The following is a 20,761-nucleotide window of genomic DNA, read 5'->3' as shown; positions in this document are numbered from 1 at the left end:
GCAATTAACTTACTTATATAGGATGTTGTTCAACTATAGTTATAATGTAGTTAAACAATATCTGCTTTACATATTGATTAAGGAATTTTCATTAGATGAATTATCTCGTTATATGGGGTATTCTCCTTACTATTGTTCTTTTAAGTTTCATCAAGTAACAGGTATAAGTATTAGGCGTTATATTCTTCTTAGAAGGCTGTATTTATCTACTGAGGATTTAAAGAAACATAGAAAAATAATTGATGTTGTTTTTGACTACGAATATTCTTCGCAAGAAGCATATAGCCGAGCTTTCAAGAATGTTTTTGGAATTAACCCAAGAGAATTTCAACTTAACAAAATGCCTATTCAATCATTTGTTAAACTCAATATAAATATAGAAGGAGAGTTTAAAATGAATATTTCTAGAAAAATACAGGTTGATCAGTTACGAAATGCGAAGAGTGAGCTATTTGATAAAGATGTACTAAACATATTAAATGGTCAATTTATGTATGAAGAATTTAAAAGTGAAAAACTAATGGGAGAGTCTGATTACGTTCCATTTAATGAAGCCATGTGTGTAAATGCGACTACTACACAGGTTTTTGATGATGAGTTTATTAAAACAAGAGCAGAAGGACACCAAGGTACTGTAGAAAATTATATGAAAAAGGTTATTCATCCTTTAGAGAATCTTTTTAAGAAAGAGTATAAATGTATCGTTTTATGGTTTGGTGAAGATATGTTTTGCCAAATGAATCTACTTACCGTACTTTTTTACCTTGAACAGTCTGGTTATAAAGGCAAAGTATACTTAAATAGCTTCAGAGAGGATGAATTTAAAGTAAGTCAAATTGAACTTGAATTAGGGAACTATTTTTCAGTTTATAATGAAGTTCTAGTAAATCATAAAAAGCCATCTCATGAGATACTACCTGTAATGCATCAGGCGATAGATTTATATTTAGAGATGCTAAAAGAAAATAATGTAGTAGTAAAGTATATCTCCAAAAATAAAGATTTACCAACACAAGAGTTATTAAAAAGGTTGTTTAATCTTTTTCCAACAATAGGATATGGGGACCTGCAATATATAGAGCTTATTAATAAAGCGAGATAAAGATTCAATTTGATGTGAATAAAAAAACAATAAAAAATGCACCTATAAGGATAGATGCATTTTTTTATTTATATTTGTTCAAGTAATTCCAATTCCTCCTCTACAAATGCCATTAATTCTTTTATTGTCTCACTAGAGAAATCAAAACGAATTCCAGCTGCTTCATATACTTCTTTTAAGGATTTAGAGCTACCTAGAGATAATGCTTTTTTGTAATTTTGTAGTGCTTGTTTAGGATTCTCTTTATATTGTTTATACATTTGCAATGCACCAAGTTGCGCGATTGCATATTCGATATAATAGAATGGTATTTCGAATATGTGTAGTACAGGTAACCAGCCAGTTGCTATCCAGTTTTCATAACCTTCAATATTTACCACATTCGATTGGTAAGTGTTATGTAATTCTAAATATTTTTCATTTCTTTCTTTAGCAGTATGATTTGGATTTTCATACATCCAATGTTGGAATTGATCAACGATAAGCATTTGTGGTAAATACTTAACAATATCTTTAAAGAAATCTAATTTTGCTTTTATAAATTCTTCTGTATTCTCATAAAATGTATCCCAATACTCCATCGAAAACAATTCCATTGTCATGCTGGCTAGCTCAGCTGATTCTGAAGGGATTTCTAAATATTTTTGTAGCTCTAGCTGCTTCATACATTCATTATGAATACTATGGCCCATTTCATGGAGGAAAGTAGTAACATCATAATGTGTATGATTGAGATTCATAAAAATAAAAGATAATTGAGAAGCAGGTAAGTGTTCGCAAAATCCTCCAGGTGCTTTTCCTTTACGACTTTCTAAATCTAAGCAATCATTTTTATGCATACGACTCAATAATGCAGAAAATTCAGGGTCTAGTTTTTGTAAAATATGAGAACTTTTTTCGATTAAATCACTCTCGTCTTCAATAGGTTTTAACACTTTTTGATTTGGTGCGGCTGCTTTTAGATCCCACGGACGAAGTGTATCTACTTGAAGTTCAGCTTTTTTCTCATTAAATATATTATCAATAAGTGGCACAACGTATTTACGAACGGATTCTGCAAGTTCATAGCAATCATCAGCCGTATAATCAAAACGCTCATATTTTTTAAACATATAATCACGATAATTATTTAATTGAATGTTTTTTGCCTTTTGGTGACGGATTGTGATTAATTCATTTAAAATGGTTTGTAGTTCCTTTTCAACAGATAAGTACTGTTCAGAGATAAGTGTTTTTGCTTTTTTTCGTATATCACGATTCGGATCTTGTAAGTAAGATTGTAGTTCAGTAATTGTTTTTTCTTGGCCATCCCAAAGTGCAGTCAAACTGCCTGTAATTTCGAAGTACTCGGTTACTAATCTGTCTTCTTTTACTTCTAAATCAATGTTCTGTTCACAAAATAATGTTTGTGCATTCTTTATTTTTTTATCTAGTATGCTATAAGTTTTTGGATCAAGTAGCATTCGAAATGGTGATTCTAAATATTTATTATCAAATGAATTTTGATAACGTTTTAAAAGTGGTCTTACATATTGTTGATCAAATTCAAACGTATCTTTTATTTCTTTGTTATCTGTATTACATTGAAAAGCAATATGGTGTAATCTTAATTGTTCTTCGATTTTAAATATTAATTTTGACTGAGCTTTTAGCCAGTTCTCTAAATCTTCTCCAGAAGAAATAGGCTTACTTAATAAAGTGGACAATTCTTTTTCAAGCTCATGTAGATTGCGAATATCAATCGTATTAGAGTTCTGCAACATTTACCCCTCACTTTCTATTTACTCAAGGAGGTATTCTTCTTTTTCGCTATAATTCCTTTTTTGCCCAAAAAGTTTGTACCTATTACACCAAGAACAATCATAAGTGTACCGATAATATGATAATAGGCAATTTGCTCGTGTAAGAATACAACGCCTGCAATTATAGTAATAAGTGTAGATAAGTTACTAAAAACACTTATTTTAGCTGCTTCAATATAAGATAATGAATAGTTTAATAACAATGCTGTCAGTAAGGATGATAGTAATCCTAAATATAAAATGGCGATAAGAAATGTGCTGTTCGTAAATGGCTTAAAGTATACAGTTATTGTGCCTTTGTTTATATGGCTGGCGATAGCGATTAAATTAAAACTAATAAAACCAATCGCTGTCATTGTGTAGGTTAAATCCATTAACTTGAATTTCTTTGTCATTTTTCGGGCTAATACATTGTAGCAAGCAGATGATAATGCCGATAATAAAATGAGAATAACGCCGATGAAGTTCGTTTCATGAGCCCCTATACCATTCATGATAAATATATATATGACACCGACGACAGAAATAAATACAGACGTTTTTTGCCATGTATTCGTATACTCTTTTAAAAAATAGGAAGCGAGTATCATTGTAAATATAGGGATAGCAGCCTGTATAATTCCAGCTTCAGATGAACTTGTATATACTAGACCAAATGCTTGGAAAGCAAAAAACAGTGCTGGATAAAATATTGCAAGTGGTAAAAGTGCAAGTATGTTTTTGAATGATATATTTAACTTTACGAAACCGAAAATAACCGGAATGTTTGCTGCTATGAAAGCAACTGTAAAACGGTGAGCAAGAGTATCAAGAGGGCTTGTAATGGTTAGTGCTAGTTTCACAAACATAAATGAAAATCCAATAATAAATGAATAGAGTAATGCTGATATATATGCTTTTGTTGTATTTTTCATAATTTCACCTCATAGTAGTTGATTTCTTACTGGCCAGTATACGTATATAGTAATCTTTCTGATCTAGTGCTACAATGTGAACAAATGCAAACTGTGCCGGTACAAATTAAATGTTGGGGTGGTAATGATGTATAAGTATTTACATGTTTTAAACGATTTAGAAAGTATGATTCAAAATGGAGAGATAAAAGAAGGAAAGAAATTACCGTCTATACGGTCACTCGTCACGCAATATGAATGTAATAAGGCCACAGTGATACGAGCGCTGCATGAATTAGAAAAGCGCCATATTATTTATTCTGTACCTCAAAGTGGATACTATGTTGTTAAAAAATCTGGGAGTTACATAGAAAATAACGAGATGATTGATTTTGCTTCCTCAGCACCAGATCCAGATGTTTTTCCGTACTTAGATTTTCAACACTGTATTAATAAGGCAATTGATACATATAAAAATGATTTGTTTGTATACGGAACACCGAAAGGTTTACCATCATTAATTCCAGTCATTCAAAAACAACTGGCAAACTATCAAGTCTTTACAAAAGAAGAAAATATCTTTATTACGTCAGGCGTGCAGCAAGCACTTGTTATATTGACTTCTATACCGTTTCCGAATGGACATAGCACGATTCTAATTGAACAGCCAAGTTACCATTTATATATTGAATATGTAGAAACAAATAACATTCCTGTAATCGGAATTAAGCGTACGCATGAAGGGATAGATTTAAATGAACTAGAGAGGATATTCAGAACAGAAAAAATTAAATTCTTTTATACAACTCCAAGATTTCATCATCCACTTGGAACTTCGTATTCTAAAGAAAAGAGAGAAAAGATTATTCAACTTGCGAAGAAATATAATGTGTTTATAGTGGAAGACGACTATTTAGCAGATTTAGAAACTGATTCAAAAGTGGATCCGTTTTACAGCCAAGATAATTGTAATCATGTTATATATTTAAAAAGCTATTCGAAGATCATCTTTCCTGGTTTGCGAGTCGGTGTTGCAGTCATCCCGCAATCCATTGCAGATGCCTTTTATAAGTATAAGAAAATATTAGATATCGATAGTCCTATGATTTCGCAAGCTGCTTTAGAAATTTACATAAAGAGCGGAATGTTTGATCGGCATAAACATAAAATAAAAGCATCTTACTACAATAGGTCAAAAAAACTAGCGGAAGTAGTAGAAGGTGTTCAAAATGAAAATCCCCATTTGTTTACTTATAGAGCAGTAGATCCAATTGGGATACACACATGTTTACAGTTGAAAAGAAATATAGTCACGGATACATTTATTAAAAATTTAAGCAAGAGTCAAATAAGCATAGATTCTATTGATAAAAATTATTTAAGTAACTTTCATAAAGAGAGATTGTTAAAGTTAAATGTATCTAATGTAAAAGAAGAAAGGATTGAAGAAGGGGTGGGCAAAGTAATTGAGGAAATAGAACGAGTGAACCGTGTGGATTTTCAGTTTAAAAAAGAATGATACTTATGAGGGGGCTTGTTTTGAATAGAATAGCCTTGTTTGTATGTACCGCTCTTGTTGATTCACAATATTATTGTTTAATTACAAAAAATCGTTACGTTCATGATATGCCATTAAAAGGGTATTTCTTGAATATGAATAAGAGAATGGGTTATTTATATGTGAATTAAAGGTAATTCAGAAGGTGTTATTTCGTTTAGTATGTGGAAGTATTACTCAACATTATGGAGGAGATCGATTATGAGCAATACACAGACATTACGAGGGCTAACCACAGTTAGCTTTTGGACAGATAATCTAGCAGCTGCGAAGAAATGGTACGCTGACCTATTAGGAAGCGAACCATACTTTGAACGTCCAGGATATGCCGAATTTCGCATTGGCGACTACCAACACGAGCTAGGTTTAATCGATAGCCGTTATGCGCCAGCTGGTTCAGTGACCGGCCCAGCTGGCTCTATAGTGTACTGGCATGTTGATGATGTAACAGCAACTTTCAATAAGCTACTGTCTATGGGAGCAAAAGAGTATGAGGCACCTACAGAGCGCGGCGTGGGATTCAGCACAGCTTCCGTAGTTGATCCCTTCGGAAACATATTAGGCATTATGTACAATCAGCACTATTTAGATGTGCTGATTTCGAACAAAAAAGCGTGAACATCGCTGTTGCACAACGAGGCATAGGGTGCAATACTAATCAAATTTAATTAATATTATTTTAACCCCTTCTTAAAATCAGAACGGGGTACCGAAAATAATTATACTTGATTATAAAGAGTAAGGAGAATCACATGAAACCATTACAAGGTAAAGTAGCAGTTGTGGCCGGAGCAACACGAGGCGCCGGAAGAGGTATTGCGATGATGCTTGGTGAAGCCGGTGCAACTGTATATGTAACAGGAAGAAGTACAAAAGGGAATTTATCCTGTATGGGAAGAACTGAAACGATTGAAGAAACGGCAGAGCTTGTTACAAAGCAAGGCGGAAAAGGAATCGCAGTTCGTGTTGATCATACGGTAGAAGAAGATATTAAAGCATTATTTACAAAGATTCAAGACGAACAAAATGGACAGCTTGATATTTTAGTAAACGATGTTTGGGGCGGCGATCCTTTAACGGAATGGGAGAAACCTTTCTGGGAACACAATCTACATAACGGACTACTTATGCAACAAAGAGCTGTTCATTCTCATATAATGACAAGCCATTACGGTGTACCATTAATGGTGAAAAATAAAATGGGACTTGTTATTGAAATTACAGATGGAGTCGATTATCAATATCGAGGTAATTTGTACTATAGTTTAGCAAAAATCTCAACAATTCATTTAGCAGAAGCTATGGCGAAAGATTTAGAACAACACAATATTACAGCTGTCGCAGTTAGTCCAGGATTCCTTCGTTCAGAAGCGATGTTAGATATATTTGGTGTAACAGAGGAGAATTGGCGAGAAGGAGCTAAACAAGACCCTCATTTTATCGCATCAGAAACTCCTTTCTTTGTTGGAAGAGCAGTAGCAGCTTTAGCAAGTGATCCAAATGTTCATGAAAAAATGGGACGAGCGTTAAGTTCATGGGAATTAGGAAGAGAGTATGGATTTACAGATATGGATGGAAGACGACCAGACTGGGGGAAATATTTTGAGGAGAATGTTTTGAATCAAAATTAATGTTTTTAGAGCACTCAATAGCTGAGTGCTCTTTTTCTTTATACTGTACATAAATAATAAAGTCCTCTTAAAAATAAAGTGAAACTTTAATCAGTGTGGAGGTGTCCATTCTCCACTGATTATTAGCCTTCACCAATTGGGCGTTTACTGCCCACAAATAGAGGGATAAAATAGTTATTTAAAAAGCATTGGTACAAATGAAATACAGTCAAAAATAAAGTGACAAATCCAACTTACCCAAATACTTTTTGAATTTTTCCATATATAATTTAGTGCTAATCTAATTGGGATTATAGTTATTAATAACTGCATTGGCACAAAACCATAAGCTGGAATATGCCACAAAGCGAACAACAAACTACATATTAATGATGCCGTGCCAAATTTTAATCCTAATTTTTGTAATGCGATAATTATATTAGTGCAAATCAACTCTTCACCCATTAACATAAAGGGTACACGGAATAAAATCATAGAAATACTTATTACTTCAGCAACGGAATTTTTAGTTGCAGGTTCAAAAATGTAACTGAATATTAAGTTGGAAGCCATACCTACGATAATTGTTAAAGGCAAACCCCAAAGTAATGTCTTAATATTAAAATGTTTAAATTGCTCTAATGATATTTTCCCTAAAAAATAGTATCCTATAATTCCACATAATACAAGATTCCATAAAGCTTCAAGAATCATTCCCAATACTTCAGGTATATTATCTCCTAACACTGCGAAAAGTTGATATACAATCCCGGAAATAATTAATAATCCCAAAGCCAAAAGGGATTTTGAATCAATTTTCTTCTCTGTTTCTATAATCTTTGTTTCCACAACAACCCCTTCTTTCTTATTATTTCATTGATTACGAATATATAATAGCACATTTTTCTCCAAAATAATGGTAATTGAGATGATCATAATAATTTTATTTTTCCAAATCAGTAAGTCCAAGATTAGGAGATTCCTTGCAAGAATCATTTAGACCAAAACCTATTATTAATGTCGTGATTGAAATAAAGCATATTGCAAATGGTGTGAAATAAAGCAATTATTAAACAAAAATAATAATCGCCCATCAAATTTATGAGTAGGCGATTAATGTATTTCTAAGAACAAAATTAAACAACTTTATTATCTTTACACATATATCGCATAAAACATTTTTTAACTTCATTAAATATATAGGGAATCATTACCAAAAAAATGATATCCTTAAAAGTATAGTCTATATTTTGTATAGGAGGGTGATGGAGTCTATGGCGGTACGTATAGTCGATGATTTACAACAATTCTCTTTATTACTTATGTTTTTGAGTACATTAATATTTTACAGATACTTAAAGAAAATTAAACGAGAGAGAAAACTGACTTCTTTTGAATGGACAATGTATTTTGTCACTCAATTCGCGACTTCCATTTGGGCAATTACTTATTTTATTAAATTCTTGTCTGAATCGTAAGTTACATTAAACCATTTTAGTTTACTGGGTTATTGTTATCTATTAGGGATATAAATATAGTCCGTATCTAAGTCAATGACGACATCACTCTTAATGTCTTCTTGTAATGACTTTGGAATGTTTTCAAAATGATAACGTACACAAAATAAATTTATAAGCTCCTCATTAGATAACTCTTCATTTTTTACGTTAAAATACATTTTTTTTAACTTACTGATAGAACAGCTATGACCAATAACATACTCATTAATTCCATATCCATCAAATTCAATTATCATGTTATCACTATTGGTTGCTAGCCAACATTATAGCTTTAATTTTGGATGAATCTTTCATATTGATTATTATACATAGCTTATATATGTCTCGTCTCAATTATGATATTCAAAATAAGAAGAAACACATTTGGAAATTTTTGTAGCAGGTGCAACAGCACGTTCTTTAATACCAATGCTAATAAAAGAAGGTCATACTGTGTATGCAATGATTCGTAACGAATCACAAGTAGAAGCAATGAAGAAAGTTGATGCTTTACCAGTACTAGCTGGGAGAGAGGTGCTTCAAAGAATAAGGCACGTAAAGAGAATGGATACTTTAAAACATCATAAAAATCCTTTAATGGGAATACTAGTAACATTCACTATTAAAGGATTGGGCTGTAATGAATATACTTTTTGAAAGCATTATTTTAATCCTCACTGGAATTATTTTTTTGAAATTGACAGGTAGTAAATCTGTTAGCCAAATGACTAGAGCTGAAATTATTATTGTTGTTTCTATAGGTCGTATTATTGTAGAACCTGTATTAAGTAGGAAAGTAGTCCCATCTATTTTTGCTGCGTTTATTTTTGCGGGTGTTTTACTTATCATTCATTTTTTTGAATTGAAATCACGAAAAGTAGAAAAGTTTCTAAATGGAAATAGCATTATTGTTATAGAAAACGGAGAAGTTTTAAAAAAGAATTTATTACGTGCAAAAATGTCAGAACAACAATTATTTATGCATCTGAGAGAAAAAGGTATACATGAAATCAAGAATTTACAACAAGCAACTGTAGAAACGAACGGACGTATTGGGTATCAACTAACTACCACGGCACAGCCAGTTACTTTAGAAATGTTTGAAAAGCTATTAGAGCAATACAATCTTAAAAAATAGTTGTAGATTGAAAAACGCTTCTTGTACATGAAGACATTTTTCACAAATATGTAAAAGTCCCTTCAGTAATCCTGAAGGGACTTTCGTGTTATTTAATGTATCTATCAATTTAATTTGTGTCTATTAAGATTGGAAGGTATGATTTTTAACGGTCTCATCATATCATGGTCTTCATGCTCTAAACGATGACAGTGCCATACATAATCTCCAGAATAGGGCTCAAACTTCATTATGATTCGGACGGTCTGTTCACCTGCTACAAGCACGGTATCTTTTAAACCGAAATCAGCTGGGAGAGGATCTAATAAGTTTCCATTCAAATCATGACGATCAAGAACTTGAAAATTAACTAGATGTATATGAATTGGATGAATCCCAACGGTCAAATTTACTAACTCCCATATTTCAAAAGAATTTAATAAAGGTGTTTCTGTCACTGGATCGTCCCATTCTTTATCATCTAATAAAAGCATTAGTCGTCCAAATTCATCCTCTGAGTCATTTAATGTTAATCGTCGTACTTTCTTTACTTTTTCTACGGGGATAAAGTCAATGTTACTTAATTTGCATGGGATTTTACTTTTATCTGGGCAGGGTAATCTTTTCGTTATTTGGAACTCCATTATCTCACCAGTTGGATTATCTAAATCAATTCCATTTTGTAAAACTACTTTTTTCCCTTCAAACCTTGAAAAATCAATAATAATGTCAATACGCTCTGCTGGTGAAACATCTAAACTTTGTACTTTAATCGGCCGTTTAAGAAGGCCTCCATCAGTCCCTATTAAAAAGAATGAGCTAAGGTCACTTAATTGGAACTTGTATGTGCGAGTATTAGAAGCGTTTAATAAACGAAATCTATATTTGCGGGGCTCCACTTTTAAAAATGGCCATACTTTCCCGTTGACTGCAATTGTATTTCCTAAAAATAGAGGAACAATAGAAGGGTATGGTAAACCTGGTGATGGATCTTCAGGTTGAGCAGGATAAAATAGGGAACCGTCCGGATTAAAAGATTTATCTTGAACGATAAGTGGTATCTCGTATTTCCCTTTAGGTAGGGGTAGTGATTTTTCTTCTTTATCACGAATCAAGTAAAGTCCTGCGAGACCCGCATATACATTTAAACGAGTAATCCCAAGTGCATGATCATGATACCAAAGGGCAGTTGCTCGTTCTCGATTCGAATAATGATAAATCTCTTTTACGAAACTAGGTCCTGTTTGTTGAAAGTTTTTCGTAAACCATGCTTCAGGATGACCATCGCTATCTGGTTCACTGGGGCTTCCATGTAAATGTACAACAGTTCGTACTTCTGGGTTATCATGCGCCCCGTGAACAGTTGTATCAACAGGTAAGAAGTGTTTTTTAGGTAAATCGTTTGACCATCTCACATATACAGGATGATCTTTTTTTACCTCAAACGTTGGACCAGGTACCATTCCATTATAACCCCATACTTTCGTCTTTGGTAAATCACTATGAAACTTGTGTAGCGTTTCAATCATACGTACATCATAAAACGGCTTACCTTTATATGTTCCTATAGGTTTTATTGCAGAGGGAATCGGAAGGGGATCAATAAATTTTTTTAATTCCAAATATCGCTATCTCCTTTCGTGTAATATAGTATATTCTATTACGTGAATGTTATATTGTTTGTATACTTGACCAACAAAATCATTGTTATATCGCTTGCACATGTGTAGCTAATATAACTTGAAATAATATACATAAAAATTTAGTGATTTAACTGAATATTAAATGCGAATATTGTATGTTTTTAGGAAATATAGAAGGTGTTTATTGAAAAGAATGTGGAGATACTTAATAAAAATAGAGTGTATATGAAAAATATTACGGTTCAGTCAATTGGTGTATTAAAAAATGCACAAATAAAAAGGACAAGGATATACTATTGATATCCAATTAACTATTTTAACGTGAATTTTCGTTAGTAGAGAACCTCAAAATTCATAAAATTCTAGTTTGTCCAATCCTTTCTAAATCGAAATAATATTATATATTATTACATTTATTTAGAAAGGGAGATTTCATTGTATTATTACTGCAAATATTGCGATAGCTATGAAGAGAAAAATCACAAGTGCTGTAAAGGAAAAAGTAAGTATTATAATGGAAACAAAAAAGATGAAGGATGCAATACTGATTGTGATAGTAACAAGAAAAAAAGCAGACTAGTAGGATTCGCTTATGATACATCTTCTTCAATCATCAACTTACCATTAAGTAATAATATTGTCGTTTCAGAAGAATTAACTACAGTTGCAGAAGTAAATTTACAACATGTTAAATCTGGGGATTTAGTGTGGTTGAATGGTCTCTTCCACATAAATAATAATAGTTTAACACCAAGTGATCTTATAACTGCAATTTATCGTGTAAGTGGTTTCAATAGAAAGCTTATATATCAATCTATTATTGAAATTGATGCCGAATTTCATGATGACGTAACACAAGTAGTGGCACAACACGTTGATCAAATCGGCTCTTCACAAGATGAAGTATCATATATTTTAACAGTGCGCACTAACTCTCCAACTGCAGAACTTTTTGTAAATGGCCCAATTACTTTCACAGCAGCAGAAATTAGTTTGTAAATAAATAAAAAACCAACACTTTTGAAAGTGTTGGTTTTTATTGTGTGAATAAGAAGTTATTCGTTGTTGTTTTGAAGTTTAAATCATTGATTTAAACTTGGCAATTGTATCATGTAATCTTTCTAATCCAATCAACATATCTTTTTCATTTAACATTGAATAACTAATTCGCAAATGATTATATTGATTTTCATGGTTTATCAGACAAGCTGTGCCGGGTAAAAAAGAAACATCTACTTCATTCGCTTTTTGTAATAATGTAAAAGGATCGATTGACTGAGGGAGTGTAACCCATAAGTTAAATCCTCCATTAGGTATTTCAAATTCTAATTCTTTTAATGGAGATAATATATCAATTGTTAAATCGCGTCTAATTTGTAAAGCAGTCCGTAATTTTTCTAAATGATTTTTCATTCGTTCCGCTCGTAAAAAAGGAAGTAGTGCTTTTTGTGTCAATAAGGGACTACCAATATCCATCGAAGCCTTCACGGCGTATAACCATTCAAAGATAGGACCTTCAGCTGCAAGTGCCGCGATGCGAAGACCTGGTGCTAACGTTTTACTAAATCCTTTTAAATATATAACATGACCATTTGTATCAAAGCTTTTTATTGGAGGGGGAATTTTAAAATCCTCAAAATATATCTCTCCGAAAGAATCATCCTCTAAAATGAAAAATTGATAAAGCTCTGCTAGTTCTACAAGTTCCATTCTTCTTTCTTTACTCATTACTGTGCCCGTTGGATTTTGAAAAGTAGGATTCACATATAACAAAACAGGATTCTTTCTTTGACAAATATCATCGATTAAATCTGAGCGAATGCCGTTGTTATCAAGACTAACAGGGATAATTTGAACTCCTTTATTAACAAATACATCAAGCGCCGCTCCATAACACGGACTTTCTACTAACACTATGTCTCCAGGCTTTAATAATGTTTGGGCGATTAAATCGATTCCTTGCTGGGCACCACTTGTAATTAATAATTGAGATGGATCTGTAACTACTTGTTGGTGTTCTTTTAAGTAGTTTGTTATTTCCACTCTAAGTTCTTTGTCACCTTGAACAGGTCCGTATGTTGCCAGTATCATTTGATCCTTATTAAGTAATTTGTGCATTTCATCTGAAAGAAACGGATTTGGTAATAAACGTGGATAAAGGACAGCCTGTGAAAAATCAAAATATTTACGATGTTGGTTCATTACATATTGAGAACGCATAACATTAATGGATTTCGTTTGTTGCCATTGATATGGAATTGGTTTGAAATCTTTGTTCACACGTTTATGTATATAGGCACCTTTTCCTTGTTCAATTCGTATATAACCTTTCGTTTCTAACTGTTTATAAGCTTTACGAACAGTTAATAAACTAATTTGCAAATCATCGGCCATAGAACGTAAAGAAGGGAGGTAATCGCCATGTGAAAGCATCCCGCTTTGAATTCTCTCAACAATTTGCATATATATTTGTTGGTAATATGGTATGTTGGATTCTTTACGTAGTACTATCTTCATAGAATCACCTGTTTTTCTTTTTAATTTAATTAAAGCGAAAAATAGTCTGACAATCAACTATATTTTTATTCAACTGTTATATGCTCGGATACACTGTTATACACCATATCCTCTATACTCATTTCAAGAGTAAAAAGGAGGAAGGAAAATGGTCATTTTAAATTATATTTTAGTATGTATCATCTTTGGAACAACATTTTTAACGATAAAAATCGGAATTGAGGCAGGTGCACCGCCGTTATTTTCAGCTGGAATTCGCTTCTTTTTGGCCGGTCTTATTCTCATTACTATTTTTAAGTTAAAGAAAAAGCGTGTTATGCCTTATTTATTATCAAAGCGTATTATGTGCGCTGGCTTTTGTTTAACATTTATGACATTCGCAACGTTATATTGGGCAGAACAGCACATTTCCTCTGGATTAGCAGCAGTGCTTTCTGCAACAGCCCCAATGATGATTTTATTGCTACAATCAAAGAGAAATAAAATAAAATTGCAACGAGAACAGTTTTTGGCTTTATTCATAGCACTTACAGGAGTTTTATTTATATCTTTACCTGGCATGCATCAAGAACTTACTTTCATATGGAGTATTGCATGCCTTGTCATAATAGTTGGGCAACTATTTTACGGAATAGGTTCTATTTATTCAAAAGAAATACTTTCAAATTCGCCTGACGTATCACCTTTTCTGATTAACGGTATTCAAATGTTTTATGGAGGAATCTTGTTATTAATTGTATCTATTGTAATGGAACAGCCTAATCTAACAGTCTTAACATCTTGGAATGTACAATGGCCAATTTTATATCTCATATTTGTAGGATCAATCGGTGGGCACGGTTTATATTATTGGCTCTTATCAAAAACAAATCCAATATTTCCATCAACATGGTTGTATGTATCCCCATTAATCGCTGTTATTGTAGGTTATTTTGTATTAGGAGAACCATTAAATCCTGCAATGGGAATTGGAGCTTGTTTAATCTTGATTGGTGTATTTTTAGCGAATCGTTCTACACTTGGAGTTTATTTTAAGCAAGGAAGGTTGTTAAAAAAAGAGAGGTAGTTAAAGTTTAATGATGTAGAAAACAGCGAAAAACGTATTCAAACTTTAGAAGGAAAAATAGTTAATTTAGAGAAAGTGATTAACACATTAGAATATAGATTAGGGATAGTAGAATCAAAAACACAGTTGGAGAAATAACCAACTGTGTTTTTATATAGGGTGTATTTTATTTTACACTTAACTAAATCGGTCGCATATTGTTTGGTGGATAAGTGTTATTTTTTTATTACGGTATTGCCCATTGCGATAGAAATTCGATTCCAATTGTTTATTTGATTAATGATTAACACAAGGTCAACATATTGTTTTTCGTCAAAGTGTTCACGTACTCGGTTATATAGATTTTCAGGAACTCTTTTAGTAGGAATGAGAGTAATATGCTCCGATAGTTCCAGAGCAACTTTTTCTTCAGGAGTATAAAAATCACAATCATCCCAAGCGCTTAAGCAGTAAATTCTTTGCTCGGCTTCACCCAATTTTCGGGCGTCAGAAGTATGCATATCGATACAATAAGCACAGCCGTTAATTTGAGAGACTCTAATTTTTATAAGCTCTCTAACAGCACGATTAATTGAGGATTTCTTCGTGTATTTCTCCATATCCATCATAATTTTCATACCATCAGGCGAAATATCATAATAAGACATTCTTTGACTCATAAGACAAAACCTCCGTTATTATAAGTTTTTATAATAAAAACACACTAGGTCGCTATTGTGACTTCTAGTGTGTTTTTGTAATTAATTCACTTTTTTTATAAAACCTTTATAATGACGCTTCACAAGTTGACTTTCTAACGTCTTCATCGTTTCTAATGCAACACCTACGATGATTAGTAAACTTGTACCACCGATTTGAGCAGATGGTGGTAATGTAGCGATTTTTGTAAATACAAGTGGTAATATTGAAATTGCTCCTAAGAAAATCGCACCGATAAATGTTAAACGGTATAAAATTTTTGTTACATACTGTTCTGTAGATTTACCTGGGCGAATACCCGGGACATATCCGTTTTGCTTTTTCAAATTCTCAGCCATTTGTTCAGGATTTACTTGAATAAACGCGTAGAAATATGTGAAGGCAACGATAAGACCCACATATAGTGTCATTCCAAATGGATGTGCAAAATCAAGATTCGCAATTATCCATTTAGATACGCTTGAATCAGGGAAGAGCTGCGCAATTGTACGCGGCGTCATTAAAAAGGCTGAAGCAAAGATAACAGGAATTACACCTGCACTATTTACTTTAAGAGGTAAATGAGTATTTTTTGCTCCTTGATATTGATTGTTTCCTGAAACAGCTTTTGCATATTGAATCGGTATTTTTCGAACAGCTTGTTGAATGTAAATAACACCAACAACTATCGCTAAAATTACGAGTCCAATTAAAACCATTTTTATTATGTGCATAAATAACTGATCGCCTGCGTTTTGGAATTGTTGTAAATAAATTTGATTAGCGACATTCGGAATCGCCGCAACAAGTCCTGCGAAGATAATCATTGAGATTCCATTACCAACGCCATTAGCGGTAATTTGTTCACCTAACCAAAGTAAAAATGCAGTACCAGCAGTTAAAACTGTCGCAATAAATAAGTATGTAGTCCAGCTTTGATCTGTAATTAATTGTCCACCTGCTATATTATTAAAACCATAAGACATCCCAATGGATTGTATGAATGCGAGAATGATTGTAAAGTAGCGAGTAAATTGAGCTGATTTCTTACGGCCCATTTCTCCTTGCTTTGCCCATTCTGTAAATTTAGGTACAACGTCCATTTGTAGTAATTGTACAATGATAGAAGCTGTAATATATGGTGTGATACCTACAGCAAAGATTGAGAAGTGTTGCAGTGCTCCTCCGCCAAATACGTTTAGCATACCTAAAACGTTGGCTTGATCTTGTACTTTTAATACCTCTGCGTTAGTATGAGGAACTGGAATAAACGTGCCAATTCGAAAAACAATTAGCATCGCTAGTGTAAAAAGAATTTTGTTTCTTATCTCAGCTACTCTCATGAAATTTGAAATCGTACGAAACATTATGTCGCCTCCTATATTTTTATCAGTTCAAAACTGATTATTATATCCCGATGAAGTAACCACAAACCTCCTTCCGCATTAAATTCATTTGACAAATGGAATTTTATACATTTTGTAGTTTTCACGGATATAAAAAAATATAAGGTGTTATACAAGCGATTTATTAACTTTTCGTAATCATTCAATACCCATAATATAACTAATAAATTAACAAATGTACATACATAAGCATTAAAAATGAATGAATAGAGTGATTTTTTACATATATTTAATGCTAGATTGATAATTAGGAACGTTTTATGTAGTTATATTGAAAGGATTCCGTTGAAAGTATTATGATGTAGCTGTAGCGCATAATAACCTCAAGGAAATCTTCAAGGATGTTGAGAGAACTCATACATTTCAGCATGAATTAGAGAACCTACTAAAGAAAGAAAAGATTGGATTGGAATAATAGTGAAGGAAAATCTTTTTTCCATAGAGAATATTTCTAGCGTAGGAATTTAAGTATGTAGGTTCTAGCGAAAGGAGAATTCACATGAATACATTTGTAAATGACAAGTTTTATGAAACTAGAAATCAATTATTTGAGGAAATTACTTTGTTAAGTGATGCTCAATTTAATAGGAAACCAGATAAGGATAAATGGAGTATAGCACAAGTTTGTCATCACTTAGTTTTATTAGATGAGAGAGTTATAACAGTTATTTCATCGGGATTAAAAAAGATGGATAGTATCTTAAATGAGCGTAAAGAAATTCACACTATTTTATTAGATAGATCGATAAAATTTATAGCCCCAGAAATGATTGAACCAAGTATAGAACCATTTGAAGTGCAGCAAATGGTTGATTTGTTAAACGACTCTAGAAAAGAATTGATGCGTTTCCTGAGTACAATAGAAGATGAATCTATATTAGCGAAAAAATCAGTGACGCATCCAGTTCTTGGAGAATTACTTCTTGATCAGTGGATAGAACTGATCTATTTGCATGAACAGCGTCATATAGAACAAATTAAAGAGATAAAATTGCTTTGTGGAGTTGAAAAGTAAAAATCATTATCTATTTATTGAGCGATTTGGGATAGCATCAAGGTTTCGAGTGATAAAATAGAAATCCTGATTAAAATTATGATGAATTTAGTTGAAAGCAACCAATAAGCAGAAAAAAATACGAAACTAGCAGATTTTACTCCTGAAGAGGAAACGAACATTTGAAAAAAATCTGAATCCGATTTGCTGTATAAGTGTAACCCCGTCTTAAATGAAGAGCGGGGTTATTATTTTTGGAAGTGATCTCAGTATTTTCATATAGAAGGAAAAAATTAGAAATAAAATCCAAAAATGAGTTGTATGTCCAAAATTTTGAAAGTACGTATACATCTACCGTGGGTTTAGCGCTCTTCACACGTTGGAGGAAGAAGTATTTTATTAGAAAACGATAAAATACTATTCTGTTAGGGGATATATGCATTTTATTCTCTATATTTTCACAGCAAAACCACCTCCAAAATTATCTTTTGTAGTTGAATTTCTTTGAATAATAAGTTACATTTTTAAAGTTCAAGCAACTTTATGACAGTACAAAAAGGGGAGAAATATTGTTATTATGCAAAAAATGAAATGGAAGAACTATGTATGCAATTTTATTATTCTTATGCTTCTTGTAACAGCAGTAACAGTCAAACCAGCTATTTCTAAGGCTGAGGAATCTAATGTTAATATTACATTGTTAGGTACTGCAGATATTCATGGTAGATTTATGCCTTGGGATTATGCGCTTGATGGAGCAAATATGAGTGGAAGTTTGACGCAGCTTTATACGGTTATAAAGAAGGTACGTCAAGAAAATCCAAATACCATATTAGTAGATACCGGGGATACAATTCAAGGAAACTCAGTAGAATTATTCAACGATAAGCCACAATCGCCAATGATGGTAGCAATGAATACAATGGGATATGACGCCTGGGCATTTGGAAATCATGAATTCAACTTTGGATTAGATACATTGAAAAAAGTTAGTGAGCAATACAAGGGAAAGACGTTAGCAGGAAATATTTATAAGGAAAATGGAGAGCGTTTTCTTCCTGCATATACGATTGTTGAAAAAGGTGGAATTAAAGTCGGGATTATTGGTATGAATACACCAATGATTAGTGATTTTGAAAAAGGGACAGATCATTTGGATGGTTTAGTAGTGAAAAATCCAGTAGAAGAGACAAAAAAGGCTATTAAAGAATTAGAAGATAAAGTAGATGTAATGGTAGGGGTTATGCATATGGGACTAGAAAATGAGAATGGAATCCCAGGTACTGGTGTTCAAGATATTGCGAATGCTTGTCCGGAACTAAGCGCTATTTTTGCGGCTCATATGCATAAACTTGTAAAAAAAGAAGTTGTAAATGGCGTAATTATTACAGAACCAGATAAATACGGAACGCATATTTCACGTATTGACCTTACTTTTACAAAGCAAGATGGGAAGCTTGTTTTAAAAGATAAAACAGCTACCGCTATACCTGTAAAAAATGCTGATGGAACTACAGTATTATCTGATTCTACACTTGAAGAAACACTAACACCTTTTCATGAGTATGCGAGAGGAGATGCAAATGTTGTAGTCGCCCGATTAAAGGGTAGAAACCTTGTTCCTGAAAATGAAATAAAGGGTATTCCAAGTGTGCAGATTCAAGAGACACCTTTATCAGATTTCTTTCATGAAGTCATGCTCCATTACAGTAAGGCGGATGTAGTAGCCCATCAAATTGATAATGATTATGCCCGTTTGGATATAGGTCCTATAAAGAAGAAAGATATTGCTTATAATTATCAATATGCTTTGGGAGAAATTACAGTATATAAGATAACTGGAAAAGATTTAAAAGACTATATGGAATGGGCAGCAGGATATTTTAACTCATCTCGTGCCGGAGATGTAACAGTTAGCTTTGATAAAAACCGTCGTGCGTCTAAATACAGTACGAACGATTTCTTTGGAGGCGTAAAATACGAAATTGACTTAACAAAACCATATGGTAGTAGAATTACAAATTTACGCTCTATTCGTACAAATAAACCAATCAAAATGAGCGATGTTATGACGCTAGGAATGAATGCGTATAGAATGGAGGCTCTTCAGGCAAAAGGGGGAGCTTTAGAGGGACGTAAATTTGAACAAACTTGGTCATCTAAACAAGAGAATGCATTCGGAGAAACAGGTGGAACCATTCGTAACCTTGCTATTACATATTTAAAAGAGGTAAAGAACGGTGTATACACGCCAAAAGTTATGCATAATTGGAAAATTACTGGTGTAGATACACATTCTTCAGAGCATAAGGCTGTAGTTGATCTTGTAAATAAAGGGGTTTTAGAAATCCCAAAAACAGAAGATGGAAAATATACAAATATAGCATCTATAAATACTAAAGATTCAATTACAAAAGAAGAGATTGTAGCACTCTCACAAAAAGCTAATATTAATCCAAATCAGTTTAATCATGTAAAAAGAAAAGGTGAATTTTACAAAAAACTTAGTAGGATAATTAAATAAATATAAAAAAGATGGCTCTCGTGCAAAAAACTATTAAACTTGGACATACCATTATCCTAAAAAAGTTTGTGATCGGTATGGAAATATAGAGAATCATCGGTAAAAAATCCCCTGAATCGCTTTAAAAATTTAGGGGATTTTTCATTTGAATAATTATTGTTTCATTTCTCACTATGTATATTTATAATATGCTTTAAAAGAACATACCTTAAGTTAATAACATGCAATAGATATGTCCTTTTCTATATTTAAATGGGGAGACAAATTTATTTTTGAAAGATATTTTTGACAAGATAAAAAAGCCTGAAACTCATATAAGACTTCAGCAGTCTCAAAACGTTACAATCCATGC

General features: G+C 32.7%; 20 protein-coding genes. 12 read left to right on the top strand and 8 right to left on the bottom strand.

The annotated features are described in order from the left end of the window. Positions 1-22 precede the first annotated feature (22 nt). Positions 23-1,102: a helix-turn-helix domain-containing protein gene (locus ACE38F_RS15645; RefSeq protein WP_375369106.1), complete on the top strand. Its 1,080-nt coding sequence runs from the start codon at positions 23-25 to the stop codon at positions 1,100-1,102. 68 nt (positions 1,103-1,170) lie between these two features. Here ACE38F_RS15645 and ACE38F_RS15640 read toward each other — a convergent pair whose 3' ends face one another. Beyond that, positions 1,171-2,862, bottom strand: a complete 1,692-nt coding sequence (locus ACE38F_RS15640; RefSeq protein WP_375369105.1) for a M3 family oligoendopeptidase — start codon at positions 2,860-2,862, stop codon at positions 1,171-1,173. A gap of 17 nt (positions 2,863-2,879) precedes the next feature. Then, positions 2,880-3,818 carry a DMT family transporter gene (locus tag ACE38F_RS15635; protein WP_375369104.1) on the bottom strand — a complete coding sequence of 313 codons (939 nt, stop codon included), beginning with the start codon at positions 3,816-3,818 and terminating at the stop codon, positions 2,880-2,882. A gap of 127 nt (positions 3,819-3,945) precedes the next feature. Between ACE38F_RS15635 and ACE38F_RS15630 the strand changes: the two genes are divergently transcribed. The 4 genes from ACE38F_RS15630 to ACE38F_RS15615 all read left to right on the top strand — a co-directional run bounded on the left by ACE38F_RS15630 (position 3,946) and on the right by ACE38F_RS15615 (position 6,986). Next, on the top strand, positions 3,946-5,316 hold the full coding sequence (locus tag ACE38F_RS15630) for an aminotransferase-like domain-containing protein (RefSeq protein ID WP_375369103.1): 1,371 nt from the start codon (positions 3,946-3,948) through the stop codon (positions 5,314-5,316). A gap of 20 nt (positions 5,317-5,336) precedes the next feature. Next, complete coding sequence (locus ACE38F_RS15625; protein WP_375369101.1) at positions 5,337-5,486, top strand: hypothetical protein; 150 nt, start codon at positions 5,337-5,339, stop codon at positions 5,484-5,486. Between the two features lie 70 nt (positions 5,487-5,556). After that, positions 5,557-5,973 carry a VOC family protein gene (locus tag ACE38F_RS15620; protein ID WP_375369100.1) on the top strand — a complete coding sequence of 139 codons (417 nt, stop codon included), beginning with the start codon at positions 5,557-5,559 and terminating at the stop codon, positions 5,971-5,973. A gap of 134 nt (positions 5,974-6,107) precedes the next feature. Then, positions 6,108-6,986: an SDR family oxidoreductase gene (locus ACE38F_RS15615; RefSeq protein ID WP_375369099.1), complete on the top strand. Its 879-nt coding sequence runs from the start codon at positions 6,108-6,110 to the stop codon at positions 6,984-6,986. A gap of 174 nt (positions 6,987-7,160) precedes the next feature. Here the strand turns inward: ACE38F_RS15615 and ACE38F_RS15610 are convergent, their stop codons facing one another. Then, positions 7,161-7,814 carry a CPBP family intramembrane glutamic endopeptidase gene (locus ACE38F_RS15610; RefSeq protein WP_002013319.1) on the bottom strand — a complete coding sequence of 218 codons (654 nt, stop codon included), beginning with the start codon at positions 7,812-7,814 and terminating at the stop codon, positions 7,161-7,163. A 425-nt stretch (positions 7,815-8,239) separates the two neighbouring features. On the opposite strand from ACE38F_RS15610, the gene ACE38F_RS15605 reads away from it, so the two are divergent. Continuing rightward, on the top strand, positions 8,240-8,443 hold the full coding sequence (locus ACE38F_RS15605) for a hypothetical protein (RefSeq protein ID WP_000290880.1): 204 nt from the start codon (positions 8,240-8,242) through the stop codon (positions 8,441-8,443). Between the two features lie 35 nt (positions 8,444-8,478). Here ACE38F_RS15605 and ACE38F_RS15600 read toward each other — a convergent pair whose 3' ends face one another. Beyond that, positions 8,479-8,721, bottom strand: coding sequence for a hypothetical protein (locus ACE38F_RS15600; RefSeq protein WP_375369098.1), 243 nt, complete (start codon positions 8,719-8,721; stop codon positions 8,479-8,481). A 127-nt stretch (positions 8,722-8,848) separates the two neighbouring features. On the opposite strand from ACE38F_RS15600, the gene ACE38F_RS15595 reads away from it, so the two are divergent. Together ACE38F_RS15595 and ACE38F_RS15590 are read left to right on the top strand one after the other, a co-directional pair. Then, positions 8,849-9,121, top strand: coding sequence for a Rossmann-fold NAD(P)-binding domain-containing protein (locus ACE38F_RS15595; RefSeq protein WP_375369097.1), 273 nt, complete (start codon positions 8,849-8,851; stop codon positions 9,119-9,121). Further along, on the top strand, positions 9,105-9,602 hold the full coding sequence (locus ACE38F_RS15590; protein ID WP_375369095.1) for a DUF421 domain-containing protein: 498 nt from the start codon (positions 9,105-9,107) through the stop codon (positions 9,600-9,602). The genes ACE38F_RS15595 and ACE38F_RS15590 overlap by 17 nt, the downstream gene beginning before the upstream one ends. A 104-nt stretch (positions 9,603-9,706) precedes the next feature. Here the strand turns inward: ACE38F_RS15590 and ACE38F_RS15585 are convergent, their stop codons facing one another. Further along, positions 9,707-11,203: a multicopper oxidase family protein gene (locus tag ACE38F_RS15585; protein WP_375369094.1), complete on the bottom strand. Its 1,497-nt coding sequence runs from the start codon at positions 11,201-11,203 to the stop codon at positions 9,707-9,709. Positions 11,204-11,659: 456 nt separating this feature from the next. Between ACE38F_RS15585 and ACE38F_RS15580 the strand changes: the two genes are divergently transcribed. Next, on the top strand, positions 11,660-12,223 hold the full coding sequence (locus ACE38F_RS15580) for a hypothetical protein (RefSeq protein ID WP_375369093.1): 564 nt from the start codon (positions 11,660-11,662) through the stop codon (positions 12,221-12,223). A 78-nt stretch (positions 12,224-12,301) separates the two neighbouring features. On the opposite strand, the gene pdxR is transcribed toward ACE38F_RS15580, so the two are convergent. Beyond that, positions 12,302-13,741, bottom strand: coding sequence for a MocR-like pyridoxine biosynthesis transcription factor PdxR (gene pdxR / locus ACE38F_RS15575; protein ID WP_215591247.1), 1,440 nt, complete (start codon positions 13,739-13,741; stop codon positions 12,302-12,304). A gap of 148 nt (positions 13,742-13,889) precedes the next feature. Here pdxR and ACE38F_RS15570 point away from each other — a divergent pair, with 148 nt between their 5' ends. Continuing rightward, complete coding sequence (locus ACE38F_RS15570) at positions 13,890-14,807, top strand: DMT family transporter (RefSeq protein WP_375369092.1); 918 nt, start codon at positions 13,890-13,892, stop codon at positions 14,805-14,807. A gap of 215 nt (positions 14,808-15,022) precedes the next feature. On the opposite strand, the gene ACE38F_RS15565 is transcribed toward ACE38F_RS15570, so the two are convergent. After that, on the bottom strand, positions 15,023-15,466 hold the full coding sequence (locus ACE38F_RS15565) for a carboxymuconolactone decarboxylase family protein (RefSeq protein ID WP_193653764.1): 444 nt from the start codon (positions 15,464-15,466) through the stop codon (positions 15,023-15,025). A gap of 81 nt (positions 15,467-15,547) precedes the next feature. Continuing rightward, positions 15,548-16,852, bottom strand: coding sequence for a preprotein translocase subunit SecY (gene secY, locus ACE38F_RS15560; RefSeq protein WP_002069884.1), 1,305 nt, complete (start codon positions 16,850-16,852; stop codon positions 15,548-15,550). Between the two features lie 538 nt (positions 16,853-17,390). Here secY and ACE38F_RS15555 point away from each other — a divergent pair. Both ACE38F_RS15555 and ACE38F_RS15550 read left to right on the top strand, forming a co-directional pair. Continuing rightward, positions 17,391-17,906, top strand: coding sequence for a DinB family protein (locus tag ACE38F_RS15555; protein WP_033729406.1), 516 nt, complete (start codon positions 17,391-17,393; stop codon positions 17,904-17,906). A gap of 556 nt (positions 17,907-18,462) precedes the next feature. Beyond that, on the top strand, positions 18,463-20,409 hold the full coding sequence (locus ACE38F_RS15550) for a bifunctional metallophosphatase/5'-nucleotidase (RefSeq protein WP_375369090.1): 1,947 nt from the start codon (positions 18,463-18,465) through the stop codon (positions 20,407-20,409). Positions 20,410-20,761 lie beyond the last annotated feature (352 nt).

It is taken from the genome of Bacillus altaicus, assembly GCF_042136375.2.
GTDB classification, from domain to species: Bacteria; Bacillota; Bacilli; order Bacillales; family Bacillaceae_G; genus Bacillus_A; species Bacillus_A cereus_U.
Note: the sequence above shows the minus strand (reverse complement) of the source record. Positions and strands in the feature narration are given on the sequence as shown.

Coding starts and splice junctions, on each gene's coding strand:
- ACE38F_RS15645 (WP_375369106.1), top strand. CDS start 23: ATGTTGTTCAACTATAGTTATAATGTAGTTAAACAATATCTGCTTTAC.
- ACE38F_RS15635 (WP_375369104.1), bottom strand. CDS start 3,818: ATGAAAAATACAACAAAAGCATATATATCAGCATTACTCTATTCATTT.
- ACE38F_RS15630 (WP_375369103.1), top strand. CDS start 3,946: ATGTATAAGTATTTACATGTTTTAAACGATTTAGAAAGTATGATTCAA.
- ACE38F_RS15620 (WP_375369100.1), top strand. CDS start 5,557: ATGAGCAATACACAGACATTACGAGGGCTAACCACAGTTAGCTTTTGG.
- ACE38F_RS15615 (WP_375369099.1), top strand. CDS start 6,108: ATGAAACCATTACAAGGTAAAGTAGCAGTTGTGGCCGGAGCAACACGA.
- ACE38F_RS15605 (WP_000290880.1), top strand. CDS start 8,240: ATGGCGGTACGTATAGTCGATGATTTACAACAATTCTCTTTATTACTT.
- ACE38F_RS15600 (WP_375369098.1), bottom strand. CDS start 8,721: ATGATAATTGAATTTGATGGATATGGAATTAATGAGTATGTTATTGGT.
- ACE38F_RS15590 (WP_375369095.1), top strand. CDS start 9,105: ATGAATATACTTTTTGAAAGCATTATTTTAATCCTCACTGGAATTATT.
- pdxR (WP_215591247.1), bottom strand. CDS start 13,741: ATGAAGATAGTACTACGTAAAGAATCCAACATACCATATTACCAACAA.
- ACE38F_RS15570 (WP_375369092.1), top strand. CDS start 13,890: ATGGTCATTTTAAATTATATTTTAGTATGTATCATCTTTGGAACAACA.
- ACE38F_RS15565 (WP_193653764.1), bottom strand. CDS start 15,466: ATGAGTCAAAGAATGTCTTATTATGATATTTCGCCTGATGGTATGAAA.
- secY (WP_002069884.1), bottom strand. CDS start 16,852: ATGTTTCGTACGATTTCAAATTTCATGAGAGTAGCTGAGATAAGAAAC.
- ACE38F_RS15555 (WP_033729406.1), top strand. CDS start 17,391: ATGAATACATTTGTAAATGACAAGTTTTATGAAACTAGAAATCAATTA.
- ACE38F_RS15550 (WP_375369090.1), top strand. CDS start 18,463: ATGCAAAAAATGAAATGGAAGAACTATGTATGCAATTTTATTATTCTT.